The organism is Paraburkholderia sp. PAMB 6770, from assembly GCF_057748135.1.
Genome location: NZ_CM173239.1, coordinates 2665946 through 2687369, shown reverse-complemented (window position 1 = coordinate 2687369; position 21424 = coordinate 2665946). Strand labels below are relative to the sequence as shown.

The window sequence follows — 21424 nt, the reverse complement described above, 5'->3', positions numbered from 1 at the left end:
GCTCGCGGGCCGTGTTGCTGCCCGCGCTTTTTCAGTGCCCGGCGTGGGGCCGGCTGGCGCGATAGAAGGCGCCGTCCTGATAGATCACGATAGCCGTGCCGGCGCGAAACACATAACCGCACGGCGGCACCGACAGCACGAGGGTCCGGGCGGGGACGCCGGCATTCTCGGGGGTGGCCCGGTATTCGCGCAGCAACAGCGGCGCGGTCGCGCGATCCGATAGATGTGCGCTGTCGACCTTGCATGTGTCGGTGCCGATCGTCACGCTGTGTCCGGTGATGCGTACGGGTTGACCGATCAGACGGCGCAGCGTGCGGTCGTCGATCGAAACTTCTCCGTAGCCTGCGATGGTGTCGATATGCCAGGTGCCGTCGAACGTGAACGCCGGGTTGGCCGAGGCGGGCGTCAGGGCGATCAAATGGGCCAGCAGGGTGGCGATTGCGGCGTTTCTCATCGCTTTGAATTCCAGAATGGCGCGGATTCAATTTTTCGCCGATTGACGAGACCTTTGTTTATTCGCGCGGCCCTGACACGCGTCCGGCGGCGTTGTGGGGATGCTCGTAAATGAACCTGCTGAGATTGCGCGCGACGGCTGCCATGTCTCCACGGTTGGCGGGTTCGAGTGCGTGGCGGGCAGCGCCGGGAATGTTATAGGCAAAGCTCACCGCGGCGTCGAACTGTGCCTGCGTGAGTTCGTGGTCTGGGACCGAGTGACGGACGAGGTTTTCTGCGTATCGTACGCCTCGGGCGAGGCTGGATTGAATGTGCGCATCATCGACTCGGCGACCAAGTTCGTCGGAGGTACATGCACCCATATGTACCAACGTGCCAACACCGTAGGTGCAATTGCCCGCCGTGTCGTTATAGTAAGTGCGACTGATGCCTTCGTTTTTTTGAAGAGCAATCCATCCCGCTGCGGAAAGGCGCTGATGTTCGTTTGCGTTTGCCATTCTTCAATACACCGTCGAAAAGTTCCATCCGGAACGTGACTGCTCACCGAGTTGGAGGAGTTTGTGGCTCGAAGAGGGGGCGCACAATAAGATCTATCCGATTTGTTAGGGAAACACTGATCAATGAGCCCATTGCCGACGTGACGACGGTCAGGCGCATATGATTTGCGAAGACATGCCAAGGGCATCGCGTAAGGACACGTGCGCCACGCATTGACTGCGGGAGGACTTAGATGTCGAAGACGCGGCGCTCTGAATGATGTCTTGATAGATCGTCGTGTTGGATTGCCGCGCGTTCGAATTGCCACGGCATTCGCTTCGTTTCTAGCGGCAGCGCACGCGGGCAACCAGGGATTCCTTTGCACCGGCGAAGGGTTCGTCGGTGCGACACGTCGACAGGCCCTCGGGTAGCGGTCGCGATAGCAGAAACAATGTGCCGTATATGCAGGACATCCACAGCTTTTGGCTCCGGTCGGCTGGGTCGAATTGCCACGAGAAAGTCCGACGCCCGTTGTGTGAAGCGATCTCCGGTTTCAGATCGATCTGCTTGTCAGGTGGGCCGACCGTCACGAAGGCACCGTCGACGCTCAGCGATGTCCACCTTTGCGAGGCCTGCCAGCCCGGCGGGACCTCGTTGACGGAGGTCGTCCGTCGCGTTCCTTGCACGGACATCGGGAAAACCAGAAAAAAAAGCCGCCTTGCGGCGGCCCAAATGCGTGGACTTCCTACTTTAGACAGAGTTGCTTAAGGCGACCTTAAGCGGCGCGCGAAGACGCGCATTGTCGTGTATTGACCGCGGGTGGACTCAGACGTCGAAGACGCGATGCTCGGCATGCACCGGCTGGCGGTCGACCGCCTGCAGACGCCAGTAGCTCGCGGCCGGCGATCGTTCGCCGGGCCATGCAGCGTCGCCTTGCGCGGCGCTGACATTCTGCTTGCGATCCACGTGCAGTCCGCGCAGCGTGCACAGCGGCGCGTCGGCGCTCGGCGCGCACAGCGTGGTGACGCCATTCGTGTCGTGCAGCTCGCCCCACGGGGGCAGATCGATCCCTTCATGTGCTTCTCTCGACCAGCGATGCTCGTCGGTGTCGAGCCACAGCACGGCGTAATCGTGGTTGACGGTGGGATCGGAACCGTTGATCAGAATCGTCAGGCGCATATCAGTTCCGTACACAGGACGTGAAGTACAGACTTTTTAGTCTAGGCCGGCGTGTCGCTTATGCAAGGCAAACCGCTATCGGAGGCATTGAAAAACCCTATTGGGGAAGGAGTGGACGAACTTCTAGATTAGTCAGGGAGGGGACGAGTCGCGCGCGTCCCTTCGTCCAAATCGCCCGCCGGCCCGGCGGGCATGGCGCGCGTCACCCCACATCACAGGTTTGCAGGAGGCACAGATGTCGCAACTCAAGGGTTCGAAGACCGAGGAGAATCTGAAGGCCGCGTTTGCCGGCGAATCGCAGGCCAATCGTCGTTATCTGTATTTCGCCGCCAAGGCGGATGTCGAGGGCCAGAACGACGTCGCCGCGCTGTTCCGCTCCACCGCGGAAGGCGAGACCGGCCACGCGCACGGTCACCTCGAGTATCTGGAAGCGGTCGGAGATCCCGCCACCGGCTTGCCGTTCGGCTCGTCGCGTCTGAATCTGCAATCGGCGATCGCAGGCGAAACGCACGAATACACGGACATGTACCCCGGCATGGCGAAAGTCGCGCGCGACGAGGGCTTCGACGAGATCGCGAACTGGTTCGAAACGCTGGCCAAGGCGGAGCGCAGCCACGCGAACCGCTATTCGAGAGCGCTGGAGGCGCTCGTCGACTGACTGCGGGCGTCGGGCGGCGCCCGTGCGGCAATCCGGCAGGGAGCCTGCGGTGCAGCACCGCAGGCTCCCGCTTGCGTGGGCGCATGTGCAACCTGTTCACATCAAAAGCATAAAAGGAGCCTGACGTCATGCCCCACAAGGAAGGCAGTCTCGAGGCGCCCACCCGGCATCCGCTCGACTGGCGCAGCGACGCGTTCTACGATCAGCAGGCGCTCGACCAGGAGCTCACGCGCGTATTCGACATCTGCGCGGGGTGCCGGCGTTGCGTGTCGCTGTGCGGCGCGTTTCCCGCGCTGTTCGATCTCGTCGACGAGACCGATACCGGCGAGGCGCACGAAGTGGACCGCGCGCATTTCGGCAAGGTGGTCGATCAATGCTATCTGTGCGACCTGTGCTACATGACGAAATGCCCCTATGTGCCGCCGCATCCGTGGAACGTCGATTTTCCGCATCTGATGTTGCGCGCCAAAGCGATCGGGTACAAAAAGGGCAACGTCAAACGGCGTGACAGGCTGCTGTCGAACACCGACGGGCTCGGCCATCTCGCCGGCATTTCGGTTGTCACGCAGACGGTCAACGCGGTGAATCACACGGCGGCGGCGCGCGAGGTGATGGAGAACGTACTCGGCGTCGACCGGCACGCGTGGCTGCCCGATTTCGCGGCGCGCACATTCCGCCGCGCGGCGAAGCGTTCGCCGGGCGCACCGGTGCGCGACGGCGAGCGCACGCCCGGCAAGGTCGCCATTTACGCGACCTGCTACGTGAACTTCAACGAGCCCGGCATCGGCCACGACCTGCTGGCGGTGCTCGCGCACAATGCGATTCCGTACACGCTGGTCGCGAGCGAGGCGTGCTGCGGGATGCCGCTGCTCGAACAGGGCGATCTCGAAGGCGTGGCCGCGAAGAAGGAGCGGAACCTGCCGGTGCTGGCCCGCTACGCGCGCGAGGGGTACGCGCTGATCGGCGCAATTCCGAGCTGCGTGCTGATGTACAAGCACGAACTGCCGCTGATGTTCCCGGACGACCCCGACGTGCGCGCGGTAAGCGAAGCGTTCTGGGATCCGTTCGAGTATTTCGTCGCGCGCCATCGCGACGGCTTGCTGAAGACCGACTTCAAGACCGGATTGGGCAAGGTGGCGTATCACGTGCCATGTCACGCGCGCGTGCAGAACATGGGTCGCAAGACTGCCGAGACGTTCGCGCTCGTGCCGGACACGCAGGTGACGGTGGTCGAGCGCTGCTCGGGCCACGCGGGCACGTTCGGCGTGAAGAAGGCATTCCATCGCACCGCCATGCAGATCGGTGCGCCGGTGTTCAAGGCGATGGCGCAGCCGCAGCCCGACTACATCTCGTCCGATTGCCAGCTGGCCGGCCATCATATCGAGCAGGGCCTCGACGAGAACGGTCTCGCGAAAGGCCAGCTCGCCCATCCGCTGACGCTGCTGCGCAAGGCCTATGGTCTGTGAGCGCCGGTTGTCGACCCTTTTGCAAGGACATCCCATGACCATTGCCCGCAACTCGCTGCTCCCGCTCGAACACTACGCGAAAGCGCGCGTCGCGATGCGCGCGCAGATCATCGAGCACAAGAAGCTTCGCACGGTGCCGCTCGGCAATCACATCACGTTTCTGTTCGAGGACGAGCAGACGATCCGTTACCAGATCCAGGAGATGCTGCACATCGAAAAGATTTTCGACGAAGACGGCATCCAGGGCGAGCTGAACGCGTACTTGCCGCTCGTGCCCGATGGCAGCAACCTGAAGGCGACCATGCAGATCGAGTACGAGACGGAGATCGAGCGGCGCGCGGCGCTGGCGCGCCTGATCGGCATCGAAGACCACGTGTTCGTGCAGGTCGAAGGCGAGGCGCCGGTCTATGCGATCGCCGACGAGGATCTCGATCGCGAGAACGAGCAGAAAACCTCGGCAGTGCATTTCGTGCGCTTCGAACTGACGCCGTCGATGAAGACGCGTTTGCGCGAAGGGGCGAATCTGCGGATCGGCTGCGATCATCCGAACTATCCGGTCGCGGTGCAGACCATTGCGCCGCAGGTGCGCGCCGCGCTGCTGAAGGACCTGAGCTAGCGCGCGCGCACGGATTGCGGGTGCGGCGTCAGGCCAGATCCAGCGTCGCGCTCAGGTCGCCGGGCGGCGTCAGACCGTGGTGCGCGAACGCGCGGTCGCGCGCGAGCACGCCGTCGAGCGGCGCGAGCCGGTGCACGCGGCTGATGAAGCGCAGGATCGAGTTGGTGTCGTACAGCGTGTGATCCACGTGGCCGCGCTTCGCGAGCGGCGAGACGACCAGCGCCGGAATGCGCGAGCCCGGTCCCCAGCGGTCGCCGCGCGGCGGCGCCACCGGATCCCACCAGCCGCCGTTCTCGTCGACGGTGACGATCACCACGGTGTGCGGCCACTGCGGCGAGCGCTGCAGATGGCCGATCACGGCCGCGATGTGGCGGTCGCCGGAGGCCACGTCCGCGTACCCCGCATGCATGTTGAGGTTGCCCTGCGGCTTGTAGAACGTGACCGGCGGCAGGCGCCCGGCGTCGATGTCGGCGATCAGGCGGTTGGTCGACGCATCGTCGCCGACACCGGCGTCGCGCAGATGCTGGCGCCGCGCATCGGTGCCCGGTGCGTAGCGGGCGAAGTAGTTGAACGGCTGGTGGTGGTACTGGAAATCCGGCACCTGACCGGTTTCGCGATGATCGAGCGCGTACTGCCACGCACCCGCATACCACGCCCAGCCAATTCCCTTGTCCGAGAGCCGGTCGCCGATCGTCGCGTAGTGCTGCGGCGGCAGCACCCGTGGGTTCGCTGCGTCGGCGAGCGCCGGGTCTCCGCCGGGCGCCGGCCGCACGAAGCTCGGCTGGTACGGCGGCGCCATCGTGTTGACCGCGTAGCCGTCGGGCGTGAACAGGCCGTCGTTGACGAACTTCGGCGGCCCGTCGAGCGCCGAGGCCGGCGAATGCGGCGCGACCTTCAGGCGCGTGCCGGCGGGATCGTCGCCTTCGACCACGGATACGAGGTGTTTCGCGATGCTGTCGTGCACGTCCGGGTACAGCGGGGCCTGCGCGGAGATCAGGAAGATATGGTTCAGCCACGAGCCGCCGAAGGCCGCCATGAAGAAGTGGTCGCACAGCGTGTAGCGCTGCGCGAGTCCCCACAGGTGCAGCGTGTCGGCCGAGTTGCGGTAATGGCCCATCACGAGGCCGCCGGAATCGGCCCACGCGGCGAACTGGTCGTTGCGCCCGCCGTTGATCTGCATCTGGTTCTGGTAGAAGCGGTGCCACAGGTCGCGCGTGACGATGCCGGTCGGCAGCGGCTCGCCGTGCGCATCGACGAGGCGAAACGGGCGGTTCGGCAAACCGGCGCTCTGGTGCTCGGCGATCATGTAGCGGCGGCCGTCGAATTCCTGCGCCTGCGGCACGAGCCCGCCCCAGATGCGCGGCAACTGCGGCAGCGGGGTCGTGCCGTCGCGGTCGAACTGCAGCGCGTGGCCGGGCGCGACGGTGTCGAGCGGCTGCTGCACGCCGGGGAAATGGCCGAACAGGTTCGCGAAGCTGCGGTTTTCCGCGTAGATCACGACGATATTGCGCACCTGGTCATGCAGCGCCGCGTCGAGCCGCGGGTTCGCGGCGCCGGCCGCGTCGTCGGGCGCGCGGGTGCTCTGGCAGCCGGTCATCGCGAGGCCGAGACCGACGGCGGCGAGTCCGGTGAGGACGCGACGGCGCTCGGGGTTTTCGGGCGCGTCGCCCGGTGCGGCGCCGGCGGGCGGCGCGAGGGATTCGTCGTCCTGATGCATGCGCGTGGCTCCTTGCGTGGACGGTGCGGCCGCGCGTCCGGCCGCCCGCATCCGCGGCGATGCAGGCGGGCCGCGCGGCGCGGCGCGCGGGGCAAAGACATCCGCACGATCGTGCGAGACGGCCGCATGAGCGGCGGACGCTTCGCGCTATCATGCTCACCTGTGAACCATGAGCTTGAACGATAGCCGGATATGGCAAAAGAAACCATGACAGGAGCGGGACGCAGGCAGACCCGGGCGCGCAGCGAGCCCGCCGGGGCCAGCCACGAGGACGCCGGGCCGGCCGACGCCGCCGACGCGGCCGACGACGAAGGCGCGAGCGGTTCCACTTATCTCGTGCCCGGTCTCGAGCGCGGCTTGCGCATCCTCGCGGAGTTCAGCGCGCGCGAGCCGGTGCTCGGCGCGCCGGAGTTGTCGAGGCGCATCGGCATTCCGCGCACCACGACATTCCGGCTGCTGCAGACGCTCGAAGCGCTCGGCTTTCTCGAACGCGCGAACGGCGATCGCCATTTCAGGCTCGGCGTCGCGGTGCTGCGTCTGGGCTTCGAATACCTGAGCTCGCTGGAGCTGACCGACGTCGGCACGCCGGTTCTCGAACGGCTGCGCGACGCGACCGGGCTGAGCGCCCATCTGCTGATCCGCGACGAGCGCGACGTCGTGTTCGTCGCGAAGGCGCAGACGCACGACCCGATGTTCAGCTCCGTCAAGGTGCACGTGGGCACGCGTCTTCCCGCGCATGCGACCGTGCACGGACAGGTGCTGATGGGCGATCTGGGCCTCGCGGAATTGCGTGCGCTCTACCCGGAGCCGCAGCTCGAACGCTTCACCGACCGCACGCCGGCGACCGTCGAAGAGCTAGACGCTCGCGTGCGCGAAAGCGCGGAACTCGGCTATGCGGTGAGCGAGGCATCGTTCGAGCGGGGCATTTCGGTGGTGACCGCGCCGGTGCGCGACCACAGCGGCCGGATCGCCGCGGCGATCACGGTCACGGTGCCGCGCTCGGATATCGGCGAGGCGGCGCAGCGCGAACCGCTGATCGCGACGGTGTGCGCCGCGGCGGTGGAAGTGTCGGCGCGGCTCAACTACCGTCCGCGCGCCGATGATCCGACGGTCCTGCAAGCGCGCCGCGCAGCGGTGTCCGCGCATTATTGAGCCTGTGCCGGAGCGGTTTCGCACAGGGACAAGAACGCGGGACAAGAACGCGGGCAAAAAAGCAGAAGGGCGAGCGCCATGCGCTCGCCCTTTTCGTTGCATCCGCATCGTCTGCCCGGCGCGGCGGCCGCGCGGCCCAGGTGAGCGGGCGCGCGCGGCAAGCCTTCCGGCATGCTCAGAACGAGTGGTGCTCAGAACGAGTGGTGAATACCCGCGAGAATCGACATCTGGTTCTGGCCGCTCGCGACGCCGGCCGTATACAGCGCGGCGTAGGTCCCGGCGTTTGCGCGCTCGTACAGGATGTTCGCGTACAGCTGGGTTGCCTTCGACAGCGAATAGATATCGCCAAGCTCGAACTGCGTCCAGCGATGGCCCGCGAGCGAGGTCGTCGACGCACCGCCGGCCACCGTATTCGCGGACGTGAACGCATAGTTCGCCCCCGCATCGTAGCTCTGGTAGGTGTCGGAGTAGCCGGGGTTTTCGAACTTGATGCGCGTGTACAGGCCGTGCACCAGCAGCCTGCCGAACTGGTACGACGCGCCCGCGCCCATCGTCTCGACCTTGTCCGCCTCGTAGGTGGCGGCCGGCATCCCCTGGAACTCGGTGAGGCCCGTGGTGGTCAGCGTGAAGCTGCGATTGTTTGCGTCTTCGTAGACGGCGCCTGCCTTCAGCGGCCCGTTCGCGTAGGCCACCGTGAAGCTCATCGTGCGGCCGGTCGCGAAGTTGGTGGTGTTGCCGAGACCCATCATCGCGCCGAACGAGAATCCGCCAAAGCTCGCCGAACGGAATTTCACCGAGTTGTTGTACGGCACGACGCTCGTGTCGGCGAGTTCGTCCAGGTTGCCCGGATGGAATGCAAACCAGCTCGCGGCCTGATAGCCGGTACTGAGCGGCCCGAGCACGTCGAACATGAACGGCGCCTGGCGGCCGAGCGTGATCGTGCCGTACTGTTTCGCGCCGAGGCCGACGTAGGCCATCCGGTTCCAGAGCGTGCCGGCCGACGCCATCGCACCGGTATTCGTGTAGAAGCCGTTTTCCAGCTGGAAGACCGCATCGAGGCCGCCGCCCAGATCTTCAACGCCCTTCAGGCCCCACCGGTCGGGCTGCGTGTTGCCGTTTTCTTCTTCCCACTTTGCCGAACCGCTGACGTTGCTGATGTAGGCGACACCCGCATCCATACTGCCGTAGAGCGTGACGCTGCTTTGCGCCCAGGCGCTGGACACGACCGCCATGCTGGCCAGTCCGACTGCGATGATCCGTTTCACTGTTAGTTCTCCTGATCGTATGACGAATGACCCCTATGTCATTGCGCCGTCCGTAGTACATCGAGTTGAGCGAGCCGCGGTTGTGGTGCGTGCATGCCAAAACGTCTTATCATACGTTCCATATATGGACATATGTCTCGCCTATGGAAAGTATAGAGATTTCGCGGGCGATCAAAATAAATTTTTGATTCCGTGGAAACCCGGATAAGCGAGTCGGCCACACGATGGCGAGATCAGAAATCCCTTACGAAATAAGGGCGTCATGGAAGGGGTTTGCCGATGCATCCCGGCACTGAAGTGTCGGACAGATACGACATCAGTGTTTTCCCCTGGCCGCGCAGATTTTTATTTTTTATCCGCCGGCCGACTCCTATAATTGTCCATACACGAACTGATGTTTCAGATTTGGAACATGCAGGATTCAGGAGAACAGGGCAAATGACTGAGCAATGGCTTTGCGCCGGGCACGCCGGCGACCTGACCGAAGACGGACCGATCGAGTTCAAGCTCGACGGCACCGAGATCGGCATCTACAAGGTAGGCGATGCGCTGTACGCGCTTGAAAACGTCTGCCCCCATGCGTACGCGCTGCTGACGCAAGGCTTTGTCGACGGCGACACCGTCGAATGCCCGCTGCACGAGGCCGTGTTCCATATCCCGACCGGCAAGTGCCTGAAGGAGCCGGGTGGCCGCGATCTGAAGACGTACGCGGTGCGCCTTGCCGGTGAAGAAATCCAGATCAAGGTGGAATGACATGCGAGAGGTAGCCGTGAACTTCAATCCGAACCTGAAGCCGTGGCGCGCGCCACAGCCGAACAACGTCGCCGGCAAGGGCGTCATCGAACAGCCGGGCGAGACGCCGAACATCGTCTGGCAGACCCGCAAGGCCGAACCCACGCAGTACGAAAACGACTTCGGCAACGCGCTCGAACAGGTTTTCGAAGCGGGCGCGCTCGAACTGCAGGAAGTCGTCGACGGGCTGAACCACCTCGGTTTCCGCACGCCGGAAGGCACGGCGTGGCACGCCACGCGACTCGCCGACGAATTCCGCCGGCTCGCCGAGTAAGCGCGCGCCGCGCGCCGATCCCGAACACGTCACCCGCATACGCTCCGGAGTTTCCTCATGACGTCCCCCGTTTCCCAGGACCACGGCGCCGCCGATCCGGTCCAGGCTTATCTCGATCTCGGTCTGCGCAACTACTGGTATCCGGTCGCGCCGAGCTGGCAAGTCGGCAGCGCGCCGATCGGCCTCACCCGTCTCGGCGACCAGATCGTGCTGTGGCGCGACCACGAAGGCCGCGTTCATGCGCTCGAAGACCGTTGCCCGCATCGCGGCGCGCGCCTGTCGCTCGGCTGGAATCTCGGCGGCAGCGTCGCCTGCTGGTACCACGGCATTGAAATCAACGGCGGCGGCACCGTCACGAAGGTGCCCGCGGTGTCGAACTGCCCGCTCGAAGGCCAGCAGTGCGTGAAGTCGTATCCGGTCGAAGAGCACGCCGGCGCGATCTTCCTGTGGTTCGGCGACGACGCGCACAAGGAACCGGCGCCGCTCGTGCTGCCGGAAGAACTGGTCGGCGAGGAGTACGCGAGCTTCCTGTGCATGTCGAACTGGAAGTGCAATTACCAGTACGCGATCGACAACGTGATGGACCCGATGCACGGCGCCTATCTGCACGCGACCTCGCACTCGATGGCCGAAGGCGACAAGCAGGCCGAGATGCGTGTGCGCAAGACCGAAACCGGGCTGATGTTCGAGAAGATCGGCCAGCGCGACGTGAACTTCGACTGGGTCGAACTCGGCGAAACGGGCTGCCTGTGGATGCGTCTTGCGATCCCGTACCGGAAGAAGTTCGGCCCCGGCGGCAACTTCGGGATCATCGGCTTTGCCGTGCCGGTCGACGCGGATCACTGCCAGGTCTACTTCTGGCGCACCCGCAAGGTGTCCGGCTGGCAGCGCGACGCATGGCGCTTCATGTACCGCAATCGCCTCGAAGGTCTGCACTGGGACGTGCTGGAGCAGGACCGCTACGTGCTCGAAAGCCTCGCGCCGAATGCGCGCGCGCACGAATTCCTCTATCAGCACGATGTCGGCATGACGCGCGTGCGCCGCATGCTGCGTCAGCGCGCGCAGCAGGACCTGGCCGCGCTCGACGCGCACCGTGCGCAAGCCGGCGACGCACAAGCCGCCGCGGGACACAGCCATGCGTGACGACGCTGCCTCGCCGCTCGCCGGCCGCCGCGTGATCGTGACGGGCGGCGCGCGCGGACTCGGTGCCGCGTTCGTTCGCGCGCTTGCCGCAGCGGGTGCGCAGGTCGCGTTCGGCGACGTGCTGCTCGACGCCGGCCGCGAACTGGCCGACGAACTGCAGCGCGCCGGTCACGCAGCGCACTTCGTGCCGCTCGATCTGGCCGATCCGGCTGCCATCGCAGGCTTCGTCGAGCAGGCCGTGGCGCGGCTCGGCGGCCTCGACGGACTGATCAACAACGCGGCGATCACGAACTCGGGCGGCAAGTCGGCCGACGCGCTCGCGCTCGACACGTGGGACGCCGTGATGAACGTGAACGTGCGCGGCACCTGGCTGATGAGCACGGCGGCCGAGCCGCATCTGCGGGCATCGGGGCGCGGCAGCATCGTGAACATCGCCTCGGATACCGCGTTGTGGGGCGCGCCGAAGCTGCTCGCCTACGTGGCGAGCAAGGGGGCCGTGATCGCGATGACGCGCTCGCTCGCGCGCGAATTCGGCGCGCACGGGATCACCGTCAATGCGATCGCGCCGGGCCTCACCGAAGTCGAGGCGACCGCGTATGTGCCGGCCGAGCGTCACGAGTATTACCTGAAGGGCCGCGCGCTCGCGCGCGCCCAGGTCCCCGACGACGTGAGCGGCCCGGTCCTGTTCCTGTTGTCCGACGCGGCGCGCTTCGTCACCGGACAGTTGCTGCCGGTCAACGGCGGCTTTGTGATGAATTGATCTTGGCTTACCGAAAGGAGAAAGAGATGGCGGACACCGATATCGAACGCAAGTCGTGGGACCAGCCCGCGGACGCCAGCTTTGGCGACTGGATGGAGTCGCGCGTCGCGCGTCTGGAAACGCGCCGCTACGACTGGGATGCGCTGAAGTTCCAGGCCGATTACGACCCGAAATACCGCCGTGCGCAGATGCGCTACGTCGGCACCGGCGGCACCGGCGTCGCAAAAGACGTGAATACCGTGCCGGCAGGCGGCTTCACGTTCTCGACGATGGTGATCCCGGCCGGCAACATCGGCCCGAGCCACATTCATATCGATGTCGAGGAAATCTTCTTCGTGCTGCGCGGCAAGATGAAAGTGGTCTGCGAGCGCGACGGCGAAACCTGGGAAGCGGTGCTGGGCGAGCGCGACCTGATCTCCGTGCCGCCGGGCGTGTACCGCACCGAAATCAACATCGGCGACGAAGACGCGCTGATGTGCGTGATGCTCGGTTCGTCGAAGCCGATCACGCCGACCTATCCGCCCGATTCGCCGCTCGCGAAGATCAAGCGCTGAGCGTTGCCTGCGGCGTCGTCGCGTGTCGCACGTTGCGCCGCGACGCCGCCGCCCCCCAACCGAGTCCTCGTGCCGAAATCCATCATGTCCGCCGCCCCGATCGTTTCTCCCGACACCGCCGACACGTGCGAAGCGCTGCTTGCGCGCTTTCCCGCGCAGCAGGCCGTGATCGCGGCGAGCCAGCAGGTGAGCTATCGCGAAGCGGGCGCTGCCGCGACCGCGGACGCGCTGCCGCTCGTGCTGCTGCACGGGATCGGGTCGGGCGCCGCGTCGTGGGTGCAGCAGCTTGCGGCGCTCGGCGCGACGCGGCGCGTACTGGCATGGGATGCGCCGGGCTACGGCGCATCGACGCCGCTCGCGCCGGCCTCGCCGCAAGCCTCCGACTACGCGGATGCGCTGCGCGGCTGGCTCGACGCGCTGCGCGTCGAGCGTTGCGTGCTGGTCGGTCATTCGCTCGGCGCAATCGTCGCCGGCGCGTTTGCGGCCGCGCATGCGCCGCGCGTCGCCGGACTGCTGCTGCTGTCGCCGGCAGGCGGCTACGGCAACGCGGCACCCGACGTGCGGCAGGCGCGGCGCGACCAGCGTCTCGCGATGCTGGCCGAACTGGGTGCCGCGGGACTGGCGGCGCAGCGCAGCGCGAACATGCTGTCGACTCACGCGAGCGAGGCCGCCCGCGCGTGGGTGCGCTGGAACATGGCGCGCATCGTGCCGCACGGCTATGCGCAGGCCACCCATCTGCTCGCGAATGCGGATCTCGCCGCGGATCTCGCGCGCTGCGGCGGCCGCATCGCGGTCGCGGTCGGCGCGGACGACACGATCACGCCGCCGGCTGCCTGCGACGCGCTCGCCCGCGCGGCGCGCACGCCGCTGCAGGTGGTGCCGCGCGCAGGACACGCGGGCTATGTCGAGGCCCCCGAGGCGTACACCGCGATCATCGATGCGTTTTGCCGCGCGAGTGCCGGCGCACGGAGCCACTGAATGAAACCCGTACCTTCCCCGGCCGAAACCGAGCAGGACGAACGCGCCGACAACGGCTACCGCGTGCCCGGCCTCGAACGCGGCCTGAAAATCCTCACGCAGTTTTCGCCGCGCGAGCCGGTGCTCGGCGCGCCCGAGCTGTCGCGCCGTCTGAACATTCCGCGCACGACGGTGTTCCGGCTGCTGCAGACGCTCGAATCGCTCGGCTTTCTCGAACGCGCGGACAAGGACCGCAACTACCGGCTCGGCATCGCCGTGCTGCGGCTCGGCTTCGAATACCTGAGCTCGCTCGAACTGACCGATCTCGGCTTGCCGATCATCGAGGCGCTGCGCGACGAGACCGGACTCACGTCGCACATCCTGATCCGCGATGGCCGCGACGTCGTGTTCGTCGCGAAGGCGCAAAGCCATGCGCCGATTTTCAGCTCGGTGAAGGTGAACGTCGGCACGCGCCTGCCCGCGCATGCGACCACGCACGGCCAGGTGCTGATGGGCGATCTCACGCTCGCCGACCTGCGCGTGCTGTACCCGGAGCGCAAGCTCGAACGCTATACCGCGCTTACGCCGGAAACCATCGATGAGTTGTACGAACGGATCCGCGAGGATGCGCAGCGCGGCTTCGCGATCAGCGAGTCGTCGTTCGAGCGCGGCATCTCGGTGGTCACCGCGCCCGTGCGCAACGATGCCGGCCGGATCGCGGCGGTGATCACGATCACGATTCCGCGGCCCGAGATCGACGCGACGCTGCTCGGCAGCGGCCTGATCGACAAGGTGTGCCGGGCCGCGCACGAACTCTCGAAGCGCCTGAACTACCGGCCGAAGCATGAGCCGGACGCAGGCCGGACCTATCTGAAGGCATTGGGATTCTGATGATTCAAATCGACTTGACCGGACAGGTCGCGGTGGTGACGGGCGGTTCGTCCGGCATCGGCCTCGCAACCGCCGAACTGTTTCTCCGCGCAGGCGCGTCCGTGGCGATCTGCGGGCGCGACGCCGAGCGCCTCGCGCTGGCCGAGGCGTCGCTGCGTGCGCAGTTTCCCGCAGCCGCGCTGCTGGCCGCGCGCTGCGACGTGCTGGACGAAGCCGACGTGAACGCGTTCGCCCAGGCGGTGCATGAACGCTTCGGGCGCGCGGACATGCTGGTGAACAACGCCGGCCAGGGCCGCGTGTCGACCTTCGCGGACACGACCGACGACGCATGGCGCGAGGAACTCGATCTGAAGTACTTCAGCGTGATGCGTCCGAGCCGCGCGTTCCTGCCGATGCTGCGCGAAGCCGCGCCGCGCGGCAACGCGTCGATCGTGTGCGTGAATTCGCTGCTCGCACTGCAGCCGGAGCCGCACATGGTGGCGACGTCGTCGGCGCGCGCGGGCGTGCTGAGCCTCACGAAGTCGCTCGCCGTCGAGCTTGCGCCGCAGCGCATCCGCGTGAACTCGATCCTGATCGGCATCGTCGAGTCCGGCCAGTGGCGCCGCCGCTTCGCGGCGCAGGCGCAGCCCGGTCAAAGCTGGGAAGACTGGACGGGCGAGCTCGCGCGCAAGAAACACATTCCGCTTGGCCGCTTCGGCCGTCCCGAGGAGGCCGCGCAGGCGCTCTTCTATCTCGCTACCAGCCTGTCGTCCTATACGACCGGCAGCCATATCGACGTTTCTGGAGGCAATGCACGACATGTCTAACAAAACCACCGTCGGCGAGCTGATTGCCGCCTTTCTCGAACAGTGCGGCGTGCAGACCGCGTTCGGCGTGATCTCGATCCACAACATGCCGATCCTCGACGCGATCAACACGCGCGGCAAGATCCGCTATGTCGGCGCGCGCGGCGAAGCCGGCGCGGTGAACATGGCCGATGGCCTCGCGCGGGTGTCGGGCGGCCTCGGCGTCGCGTTCACCAGCACCGGCACGGCGGCCGGCAACGCGGCCGGCGCGATGGTCGAGGCGCTGACCGCCGGCACCGCGCTGCTGCACATCACCGGGCAGATCGAATCCGAATACCTCGATCAGGATCTCGCGTACATCCACGAAGCGCCGGACCAGTTGACGATGCTGTCGGCGGTGTCGAAGGCGGCGTACCGCGTGCGTACCGTCGAGACCGTGCTGCCGACGATCCGCGAAGCGGTGCGCGTCGCGCAGACGGCGCCGAGCGGCCCCGTGAGCGTCGAGATTCCGATCGACATCCAGGCAGCCGAAATCGAATGGCCGGCCGACATCGCGGCGCCGCACGTCGCCGCGCTGCCGCACGACAGCGCGCGCGTGCAGCAGCTCGCGAACGCGCTCGCGAACGCGAAGCGTCCGCTGCTGTGGCTCGGCGGCGGCACGCGCCACGCGCGCAGCGCGGTCGAGCGGCTCGTGAAGCTCGGCTTCGGCGTCGTCACGAGCGTGCAGGGTCGCGGCGTGCTGCCGGAAGATCATCCGGCGACGCTCGGCGCGTTCAACGTGCACACGGCGGTCGAGAGTTTCTACAAGACCTGCGATGCGATTGTCGTGGCGGGTTCGCGGCTGCGCGGCAACGAAACGCTGAAGTACAAGCTCGCGCTGCCGCAGCCGCTGTACCGCATCGACGCGGACGCGCTCGCCGACAACCGCGGCTACCGCAACGCGCAGTTCGTGCACGGCGACGCGGCGAACGTGCTCGACGCGCTCGCGACGCTGCTCGAAGGCCGCCTGAAGGTCGATCCCCAGTTTGCCGCCGATCTCGCGGCCGCGCGCGAAAGCGCGGTGGGCGACGTGGTGAAGGGCCTGGGCCCGTACCGGCAACTGGTCGACGTGCTGCAGCGCGCGGTCGGCGAGGACTACAACTGGGTGCGCGACGTGACGATCTCGAACAGCACGTGGGGCAACCGCCTGCTGAAGATCTTCGCGCCGCGCGCGGGCGTGCATGCGCTCGGCGGCGGCATCGGCCAGGGCATGCAGATGGCGATCGGCGCGGCGCTCGCCGGCACCGCGGCGAAGACCGTGTGCCTCGTCGGCGACGGCGGTCTGATGGTGAACGTCGGCGAGCTCGCGACGGCCGTGCAGGAAAACGCCAACGTGATGATCGTGCTGATGAACGACCAGTGCTACGGCGTGATCCGCAACATCCAGGATGCGCACTACGGCGGCCGCCGCTGCTTCGTGGACCTGCATCAGCCGGATTTCGCGGCGTTCTGCGCAAGCCTGAAGCTCACGCACCACCGCATCCGCTCGCTCGACGAAGCGGAGGGCGTCATTCGCGCGGGCCTCGCGCAGACCGGTCCGGTGCTGGTCGAAGTGGACATGCTGTCGGTCGGGCAATTCGCCACCGCGTTCGCCGGCCCGCCGGTCAAGAAGCAGGAGCCGGAGCATGTCTGACGCTCGCGCGCCCGGCCACGCCGGATCGATCGACGTCGCGATGATCGGCTTCGGCGCGATCGGCCAGGCGGTGTTCCGTTCGGTCGCCGCCGACCCGCAGGTGCATGTGTCGCACGTGATCGTGCCCGAGCATCATACGGCGGCGGTGCGCGACGCGGTCGGCGCCGGCGTCGATGTCGTGTCGTCGGTGAGCGCCCTGTCGAGCCGCCCGCAGTTCGCGCTCGAATGCGCGGGACACGCGGCGCTCGTCGATCACGTCGTGCCGCTGCTGAAGGCGGGCACCGATTGCGCGGTCGCGTCGATCGGCGCGCTGTCCGACACGGGTCTGCTCGACGTGCTGTCGGCCGCGGCCGACGAGGGCGACGCGACGCTCACGCTGCTCCCGGGCGCGATCGGCGGCGTCGATGCGCTCGCCGCCGCGAAGCTCGGCGGTCTCGACGAAGTGCTGTACACGGGCCGCAAGCCGCCGCTCGGCTGGCTCGGCACGCCGGCCGAAGCGCTGTGCGATCTGCGCGCGCTCACTGCCGAGTGCGTGATCTTCGAGGGCAGCGCGCGCGAAGCCGCGCGGCTGTATCCGAAGAACGCGAATGTCGCCGCGACGATCGCGCTCGCGGGCTTGGGTCTCGACGAGACGCGCGTGCGTCTGATCGCCGACCCGGGCGTCGCGCGCAACGTGCACCGGGTGCTCGCGCGCGGCGCGTTCGGCGAAATGTCGCTCGAAATGTCCGGCAAGCCGTTGCCCGACAACCCGAAGACCTCCGCGCTGACCGCATTCAGCGCGATGCGCGCGCTGCGCAATCGCGCGGCGCGATGTGTGATCTGATCAGCAGCACCTGAAGGAAGAGAGCAATGACCGACATGACGCATTTCGATACCGGCCTCGTGCCCAACGGCGATATCTTCATCGGCGGGCAATGGCGGCAGGGTCGCGGCAACCCGTTCAAAAGCCTGTATCCGGCGGATCAGTCGGTCAACATGGAAATCTCCACGGCGAGCGCCGACGACGCCGTCGAAGCGATCGAAGCCGCCGACGCCGCGTGGCGCAAGCCGGACTGGTCGGGGCTGAAGCCGCATCAGCGCGCACTGGTGCTGTACCGGATCGCCGACCTGATCATGGCGCGCCACGAAGCGCTCGCGCAGCTGCAGCGGCGCGACAACGGCAAGCCGATCGGCGAGACGCGCGTGCTGGTCGCGAGCGCGGCCAACACGTTCCGCTACTACGCGGCCTGCCTCGAAACGCTGGACGAAGCGCTGACCCCGTCGCGCGGCGACTACCTGACGATGAGCGTGCACGAGCCGATCGGCGTGATCGCGGCGATCACGCCGTGGAACTCGCCGATCGCATCGGACGCGCAGAAGCTCGCGCCGGCGCTCGCGGGGGGCAACGCGGTGGTGCTCAAGCCGGCCGAGGTGACGCCGCTGGCGTCGCTCGCGCTTGCGCGCATCTGCGAGGAAGCGGGCGTGCCGAAGGGCGTGCTGAGCGTGCTGCCCGGCAAGGGTTCGGTGATCGGCGACGTGCTGGTGCGGCATCCGCGCGTGAAGAAGGTGTCGTTCACGGGCGGCACCGAAGTGGGCCGCGGCATCGCGCGCATTGCCGCCGAGAAGCTGATGCCGGTGTCGCTCGAACTCGGCGGCAAGTCGCCGACGATCGTATTCGACGACGCGGATCTCGATCACGCGGTCAACGGCGTGCTGTACGGCATTTTCAGTTCGTCGGGCGAGGCGTGCATCGCGGGCTCGCGCCTGTTCGTGCAGCGCTCGATCTACGACGCGTTCATGCAGCGCCTGACCGACGGCGCGCGTCGGCTGCGCGTCGGCGACCCGTCGCGCGCCGACACGCAGATGGGCCCGCTCATCACGCCCGCGCATCGCGAGACGGTGGAGCGCTATGTCGCGCTCGGTCTCGAAGAGGGCGGGCGCCTGCTGTGCGGCGGCGAGCGTCCGGCGGGCGACGGCCGGGAAGCGGGCAACTACTATGCGCCGACCATTCTCGACGGGCTGAGCAACCGCGCGCGCATTTGCCAGGAAGAAATCTTCGGGCCGGTGCTGGTCGCGATGCCGTTCGACGACGAAGCGGCGCTGCTGGAAGAGGCCAACGACAGCGTGTTCGGCCTCGCCGCCGGCATCTGGACGCGCGACTACAAGCGCGCATGGCGCGTCGCGCGCGCACTCGAAGCCGGCACGGTGTGGATCAACACCTACAAGCTGTTCTCGATCTCGACCCCGTTCTCCGGCTGGAAGGACAGCGGCATGGGCCGCGAGAAAGGCCGGCTCGGGATCCGCGAATACATGCAGCAGAAGAGCCTCTACTGGGGCTTGAACGACGCGCCGCTCGCGTGGGCGAACTAGGAAACACGAGGCAACACGATGACGATTCTTGGCATTGAGCAGATCACCTACGGGGTCACGGACCTCGACGCCTGCCGGCGCTTCTTCGCGGACTGGGGACTGACGGAAACGGCGCACGACGACACGCGCGCGCGCTTCGAGACGCTGAACGGCTGCACCGTGCTGCTGGTGGACGCGGCCGATGCCGCGCTCCCGCCCGCGTTCGAAGACGGTCCGACGCTGCGCGAAGTGACGTGGGGCGTCGCGACACGCGCGGAACTCGACGCGCTGCGCGGCCGCTTCGCCGGCCAGCCGGGCCACTTCGAACACGACGACGCGGTGGGCTGCGTCGATCCGAACGGGATGGCGATTCGCATCGAGGTGACGCGCAAGCGCGCGATCGACGCGCACGGCTCGCCATCGAACGTGTGGGGCCAGACGCTGCGCGTGAACCAGCCTTCGCCGATCTACGAGCGTGCGCATCCGGTCGAGGTCGGACACGTGGTGTTCTTCACGAACACGCTCGCGCAGACCGAGCGCTTCTACGAGGAACTGCTCGGCTTCGAACTGTCGGACCGCTATCCGGGGCGCGGCGCGTTCCTGCGCTGCGCGCCGCACGGCGGCCATCACGACCTGTTCCTGCTCGCGCTGCCCAACGGCAAGCGCGGTCTGAACCACGTTGCATTCACGGTGCGCGACATCCACGAGGTGTTCGGCGGCGGCATGCACATCAGCCGCTGCGGCTGGGAAACGCAACTCGGACCGGGCCGGCATCCGGTGTCGTCGGCGTACTTCTGGTACTTCCAGAATCCGGCCGGCGCGCTGATCGAGTACTACGCGGATGAAGACCAGCTCACGCCCGAATGGCAGCCGCGCGATTTCGAGCCGGGCCCGACCGTGTTCGCCGAATGGGCGATCGATGGCGGCATCGACGGCAACACGCGCCGCCAGAAGAATGCGAAGGCGCCGGAAGGCAAGTTCATGACGGAGCGCAAACATGACTGATGCTGCCGTATCCGCGGCGCAGGCCGCTCACGCGAACCTGGAGGCGCCGCGCACGATCGCCGTGATCGGCGGCGGCCAGGCGGCGGGCTGGGTCGTCAAGACGCTGCGCAAGGAAGGCTTCGACGGCCGTCTCGTGATGATCGCCGACGAAACCCATCTGCCCTACGAACGCCCGCCGCTGTCGAAAGCGGTGCTGGCCGGCGAGGCCGACATCGAGACCGTGCGGCTCGTGAAGCCGGACGATTTCGCCGCGCTGAACGTCGAAGCGTGGCAGCCGGAGCGTGCCGCGTCGATCGACCGCGCACGGCGCATCGTACGTACGGCGTCCGGGCGCGAGCTCGCCTACGACCGGCTCGTGATCGCCACCGGCGGCGCCGCGCGCCGCTTGCCCGACACGCTCGTGAAAACCGCCAACCTTGCCTATCTGCGCACGCTCGACGAAGCGCTCGCGCTCGGCGAGCGGCTGCGCGCGAGCCGGCACGTGCTGGTGATCGGCGGCGGCTGGATCGGGCTCGAAGTCGCGGCGACCGCGCGCAAGCTCGGCGTCGCGGCGAGCGTGATCGAGGGCGCGCCGCGGCTGTGCGCGCGTTCGGTGCCGCCGCTGGTTTCGTCGTTTCTCGCGCAACTGCATCGCGACAACGGGGTGGATCTGCGGCTGAACGCGGCGCTCGTGTCGCTCGACGATCATCCGCACGACGCAACGCGCGTGCGCGCGACGTTCGCGGACGGCACGACGCTCGACGCGGATTTCGCGGTCGCCGGCATCGGCCTCACGCCGCACACGGCGCTCGCCGCGCAGGCGGGGCTCGAGGTGGCGGACGGCATCGTCGTCGATCACTTTGGCGCGACGTCGGACCCGCGCATCTTTGCGTGCGGCGACGTGGCGAACCATCCGAGCGCGTGGCTGAAGCGGCGCGTGCGGCTCGAATCGTGGGCGAATGCGCAGAACCAGGCGATCGGCGCGGCGAAGGCGCTGCTCGGCGTGTTCGAGCCGTATGCGGAGATTCCGTGGTTCTGGTCCGATCAGTACGACGTGAACCTGCAGATTCTCGGCGACATCCCGAACGACGCGCAGCTTGCGGTACGCGGCGATCTCGCCGGCAAGCGCGCCACGCTCTTTTACGTCGAGGACGGCGCGATGCGCGGCGCGATCGCGATCAATACGCCGCGCGACCTGAAGCTCGCGCGCAAATGGATGAACCAGGGCCGCACCGTGGACGTGGCGACCTTGACCGATACCAGCACGGCACTCGCTTAACCCTTTCCGAAAGGCGGCAACG

General features: G+C 67.0%; 23 protein-coding genes. 17 read left to right on the top strand and 6 right to left on the bottom strand.

Annotated elements, in window-relative coordinates; genetic code table 11:
• Positions 1-31: 31 nt before the first annotated feature.
• From AC3AP7_RS29570 to AC3AP7_RS29555, 4 genes are all read right to left on the bottom strand, one after another.
• Positions 32-454, bottom strand: coding sequence for a hypothetical protein (locus AC3AP7_RS29570; RefSeq protein WP_487363841.1), 423 nt, complete (start codon positions 452-454; stop codon positions 32-34).
• A gap of 58 nt (positions 455-512) precedes the next feature.
• Positions 513-950, bottom strand: coding sequence for a lysozyme (locus AC3AP7_RS29565; protein ID WP_487363840.1), 438 nt, complete (start codon positions 948-950; stop codon positions 513-515).
• Between the two features lie 324 nt (positions 951-1274).
• Positions 1275-1622, bottom strand: a complete 348-nt coding sequence (locus tag AC3AP7_RS29560) for an STY0301 family protein (protein WP_487363839.1) — start codon at positions 1620-1622, stop codon at positions 1275-1277.
• Between the two features lie 133 nt (positions 1623-1755).
• Positions 1756-2109 carry a DUF3564 domain-containing protein gene (locus AC3AP7_RS29555; RefSeq protein ID WP_487363838.1) on the bottom strand — a complete coding sequence of 118 codons (354 nt, stop codon included), beginning with the start codon at positions 2107-2109 and terminating at the stop codon, positions 1756-1758.
• 235 nt (positions 2110-2344) lie between these two features.
• Between AC3AP7_RS29555 and AC3AP7_RS29550 the strand changes: the two genes are divergently transcribed.
• The 3 genes from AC3AP7_RS29550 to AC3AP7_RS29540 all read left to right on the top strand — a co-directional run bounded on the left by AC3AP7_RS29550 (position 2345) and on the right by AC3AP7_RS29540 (position 4849).
• Complete coding sequence (locus AC3AP7_RS29550) at positions 2345-2767, top strand: rubrerythrin family protein (protein WP_487363837.1); 423 nt, start codon at positions 2345-2347, stop codon at positions 2765-2767.
• A gap of 128 nt (positions 2768-2895) precedes the next feature.
• Entirely contained in the window at positions 2896-4233 is a 1338-nt protein-coding gene (locus AC3AP7_RS29545; RefSeq protein ID WP_487363836.1) for a heterodisulfide reductase-related iron-sulfur binding cluster, read from the top strand.
• 34 nt (positions 4234-4267) lie between these two features.
• Positions 4268-4849, top strand: coding sequence for a DUF3501 family protein (locus tag AC3AP7_RS29540; RefSeq protein ID WP_487363835.1), 582 nt, complete (start codon positions 4268-4270; stop codon positions 4847-4849).
• A 28-nt stretch (positions 4850-4877) separates the two neighbouring features.
• Here the strand turns inward: AC3AP7_RS29540 and AC3AP7_RS29535 are convergent, their stop codons facing one another.
• Positions 4878-6566, bottom strand: coding sequence for an acid phosphatase (locus AC3AP7_RS29535; protein ID WP_487363834.1), 1689 nt, complete (start codon positions 6564-6566; stop codon positions 4878-4880).
• Between the two features lie 192 nt (positions 6567-6758).
• Between AC3AP7_RS29535 and AC3AP7_RS29530 the strand changes: the two genes are divergently transcribed.
• The gene (locus AC3AP7_RS29530) at positions 6759-7718 is read left to right on the top strand and encodes an IclR family transcriptional regulator (RefSeq protein WP_487363833.1); all 960 of its coding nucleotides are present in this window, start codon (positions 6759-6761) and stop codon (positions 7716-7718) included.
• Between the two features lie 191 nt (positions 7719-7909).
• On the opposite strand, the gene AC3AP7_RS29525 is transcribed toward AC3AP7_RS29530, so the two are convergent.
• Positions 7910-8950: a porin gene (locus AC3AP7_RS29525; protein WP_487365056.1), complete on the bottom strand. Its 1041-nt coding sequence runs from the start codon at positions 8948-8950 to the stop codon at positions 7910-7912.
• Positions 8951-9421: 471 nt separating this feature from the next.
• Between AC3AP7_RS29525 and AC3AP7_RS29520 the strand changes: the two genes are divergently transcribed.
• The 13 genes from AC3AP7_RS29520 (at position 9422) to AC3AP7_RS29460 (ending at position 21402) form a co-directional block, all read left to right on the top strand.
• A complete protein-coding gene (locus tag AC3AP7_RS29520) occupies positions 9422-9736 on the top strand; it encodes a non-heme iron oxygenase ferredoxin subunit (protein ID WP_487363832.1) in 315 nt (104 codons plus the stop codon).
• Position 9737: 1 nt separating this feature from the next.
• Positions 9738-10049, top strand: a complete 312-nt coding sequence (locus AC3AP7_RS29515; protein WP_487363831.1) for a recombinase-like helix-turn-helix domain-containing protein — start codon at positions 9738-9740, stop codon at positions 10047-10049.
• A gap of 57 nt (positions 10050-10106) precedes the next feature.
• Positions 10107-11192, top strand: a complete 1086-nt coding sequence (locus AC3AP7_RS29510) for a Rieske 2Fe-2S domain-containing protein (protein WP_487363830.1) — start codon at positions 10107-10109, stop codon at positions 11190-11192.
• The gene (locus AC3AP7_RS29505; protein WP_487363829.1) at positions 11185-11952 is read left to right on the top strand and encodes an SDR family oxidoreductase; all 768 of its coding nucleotides are present in this window, start codon (positions 11185-11187) and stop codon (positions 11950-11952) included. Before AC3AP7_RS29510 ends, AC3AP7_RS29505 begins: the two co-directional genes overlap by 8 nt.
• Before the next feature lie 26 nt (positions 11953-11978).
• On the top strand, positions 11979-12506 hold the full coding sequence (locus AC3AP7_RS29500; RefSeq protein ID WP_487363828.1) for a cupin domain-containing protein: 528 nt from the start codon (positions 11979-11981) through the stop codon (positions 12504-12506).
• 84 nt (positions 12507-12590) lie between these two features.
• The gene (locus AC3AP7_RS29495; protein WP_487363827.1) at positions 12591-13484 is read left to right on the top strand and encodes an alpha/beta fold hydrolase; all 894 of its coding nucleotides are present in this window, start codon (positions 12591-12593) and stop codon (positions 13482-13484) included.
• Positions 13485-14354, top strand: coding sequence for an IclR family transcriptional regulator (locus AC3AP7_RS29490; protein ID WP_487363826.1), 870 nt, complete (start codon positions 13485-13487; stop codon positions 14352-14354).
• On the top strand, positions 14354-15160 hold the full coding sequence (locus AC3AP7_RS29485; protein ID WP_487363825.1) for an SDR family oxidoreductase: 807 nt from the start codon (positions 14354-14356) through the stop codon (positions 15158-15160). The genes AC3AP7_RS29490 and AC3AP7_RS29485 overlap by 1 nt, the downstream gene beginning before the upstream one ends.
• Complete coding sequence (locus tag AC3AP7_RS29480) at positions 15153-16811, top strand: thiamine pyrophosphate-binding protein (RefSeq protein ID WP_487363824.1); 1659 nt, start codon at positions 15153-15155, stop codon at positions 16809-16811. The genes AC3AP7_RS29485 and AC3AP7_RS29480 overlap by 8 nt, the downstream gene beginning before the upstream one ends.
• Positions 16804-17634, top strand: coding sequence for an aspartate dehydrogenase (locus AC3AP7_RS29475; protein WP_487363823.1), 831 nt, complete (start codon positions 16804-16806; stop codon positions 17632-17634). The genes AC3AP7_RS29480 and AC3AP7_RS29475 overlap by 8 nt, the downstream gene beginning before the upstream one ends.
• Before the next feature lie 35 nt (positions 17635-17669).
• On the top strand, positions 17670-19160 hold the full coding sequence (locus AC3AP7_RS29470; RefSeq protein WP_487365055.1) for an aldehyde dehydrogenase: 1491 nt from the start codon (positions 17670-17672) through the stop codon (positions 19158-19160).
• Positions 19161-19178: 18 nt separating this feature from the next.
• A complete protein-coding gene (locus AC3AP7_RS29465) occupies positions 19179-20144 on the top strand; it encodes a VOC family protein (protein WP_487363822.1) in 966 nt (321 codons plus the stop codon).
• Entirely contained in the window at positions 20137-21402 is a 1266-nt protein-coding gene (locus AC3AP7_RS29460) for an NAD(P)/FAD-dependent oxidoreductase (protein WP_487363821.1), read from the top strand. Before AC3AP7_RS29465 ends, AC3AP7_RS29460 begins: the two co-directional genes overlap by 8 nt.
• Positions 21403-21424: the final 22 nt, after the last annotated feature.

Excerpts from the sequence above, each read along its gene's own strand:
- AC3AP7_RS29475 (WP_487363823.1), top strand. The coding sequence starts at position 16,804 with ATGTCTGACGCTCGCGCGCCCGGCCACGCCGGATCGATCGACGTCGCG.
- AC3AP7_RS29490 (WP_487363826.1), top strand. The coding sequence starts at position 13,485 with ATGAAACCCGTACCTTCCCCGGCCGAAACCGAGCAGGACGAACGCGCC.
- AC3AP7_RS29555 (WP_487363838.1), bottom strand. The coding sequence starts at position 2,109 with ATGCGCCTGACGATTCTGATCAACGGTTCCGATCCCACCGTCAACCAC.
- AC3AP7_RS29465 (WP_487363822.1), top strand. The coding sequence starts at position 19,179 with ATGACGATTCTTGGCATTGAGCAGATCACCTACGGGGTCACGGACCTC.
- AC3AP7_RS29495 (WP_487363827.1), top strand. The coding sequence starts at position 12,591 with ATGTCCGCCGCCCCGATCGTTTCTCCCGACACCGCCGACACGTGCGAA.
- AC3AP7_RS29515 (WP_487363831.1), top strand. The coding sequence starts at position 9,738 with ATGCGAGAGGTAGCCGTGAACTTCAATCCGAACCTGAAGCCGTGGCGC.
- AC3AP7_RS29500 (WP_487363828.1), top strand. The coding sequence starts at position 11,979 with ATGGCGGACACCGATATCGAACGCAAGTCGTGGGACCAGCCCGCGGAC.
- AC3AP7_RS29570 (WP_487363841.1), bottom strand. The coding sequence starts at position 454 with ATGAGAAACGCCGCAATCGCCACCCTGCTGGCCCATTTGATCGCCCTG.
- AC3AP7_RS29510 (WP_487363830.1), top strand. The coding sequence starts at position 10,107 with ATGACGTCCCCCGTTTCCCAGGACCACGGCGCCGCCGATCCGGTCCAG.
- AC3AP7_RS29545 (WP_487363836.1), top strand. The coding sequence starts at position 2,896 with ATGCCCCACAAGGAAGGCAGTCTCGAGGCGCCCACCCGGCATCCGCTC.
- AC3AP7_RS29460 (WP_487363821.1), top strand. The coding sequence starts at position 20,137 with ATGACTGATGCTGCCGTATCCGCGGCGCAGGCCGCTCACGCGAACCTG.
- AC3AP7_RS29470 (WP_487365055.1), top strand. The coding sequence starts at position 17,670 with ATGACGCATTTCGATACCGGCCTCGTGCCCAACGGCGATATCTTCATC.
- AC3AP7_RS29525 (WP_487365056.1), bottom strand. The coding sequence starts at position 8,950 with ATGGCGGTCGTGTCCAGCGCCTGGGCGCAAAGCAGCGTCACGCTCTAC.
- AC3AP7_RS29505 (WP_487363829.1), top strand. The coding sequence starts at position 11,185 with ATGCGTGACGACGCTGCCTCGCCGCTCGCCGGCCGCCGCGTGATCGTG.
- AC3AP7_RS29540 (WP_487363835.1), top strand. The coding sequence starts at position 4,268 with ATGACCATTGCCCGCAACTCGCTGCTCCCGCTCGAACACTACGCGAAA.
- AC3AP7_RS29565 (WP_487363840.1), bottom strand. The coding sequence starts at position 950 with ATGGCAAACGCAAACGAACATCAGCGCCTTTCCGCAGCGGGATGGATT.
- AC3AP7_RS29485 (WP_487363825.1), top strand. The coding sequence starts at position 14,354 with ATGATTCAAATCGACTTGACCGGACAGGTCGCGGTGGTGACGGGCGGT.
- AC3AP7_RS29550 (WP_487363837.1), top strand. The coding sequence starts at position 2,345 with ATGTCGCAACTCAAGGGTTCGAAGACCGAGGAGAATCTGAAGGCCGCG.
- AC3AP7_RS29520 (WP_487363832.1), top strand. The coding sequence starts at position 9,422 with ATGACTGAGCAATGGCTTTGCGCCGGGCACGCCGGCGACCTGACCGAA.
- AC3AP7_RS29560 (WP_487363839.1), bottom strand. The coding sequence starts at position 1,622 with ATGTCCGTGCAAGGAACGCGACGGACGACCTCCGTCAACGAGGTCCCG.
- AC3AP7_RS29530 (WP_487363833.1), top strand. The coding sequence starts at position 6,759 with ATGGCAAAAGAAACCATGACAGGAGCGGGACGCAGGCAGACCCGGGCG.
- AC3AP7_RS29480 (WP_487363824.1), top strand. The coding sequence starts at position 15,153 with ATGTCTAACAAAACCACCGTCGGCGAGCTGATTGCCGCCTTTCTCGAA.
- AC3AP7_RS29535 (WP_487363834.1), bottom strand. The coding sequence starts at position 6,566 with ATGCATCAGGACGACGAATCCCTCGCGCCGCCCGCCGGCGCCGCACCG.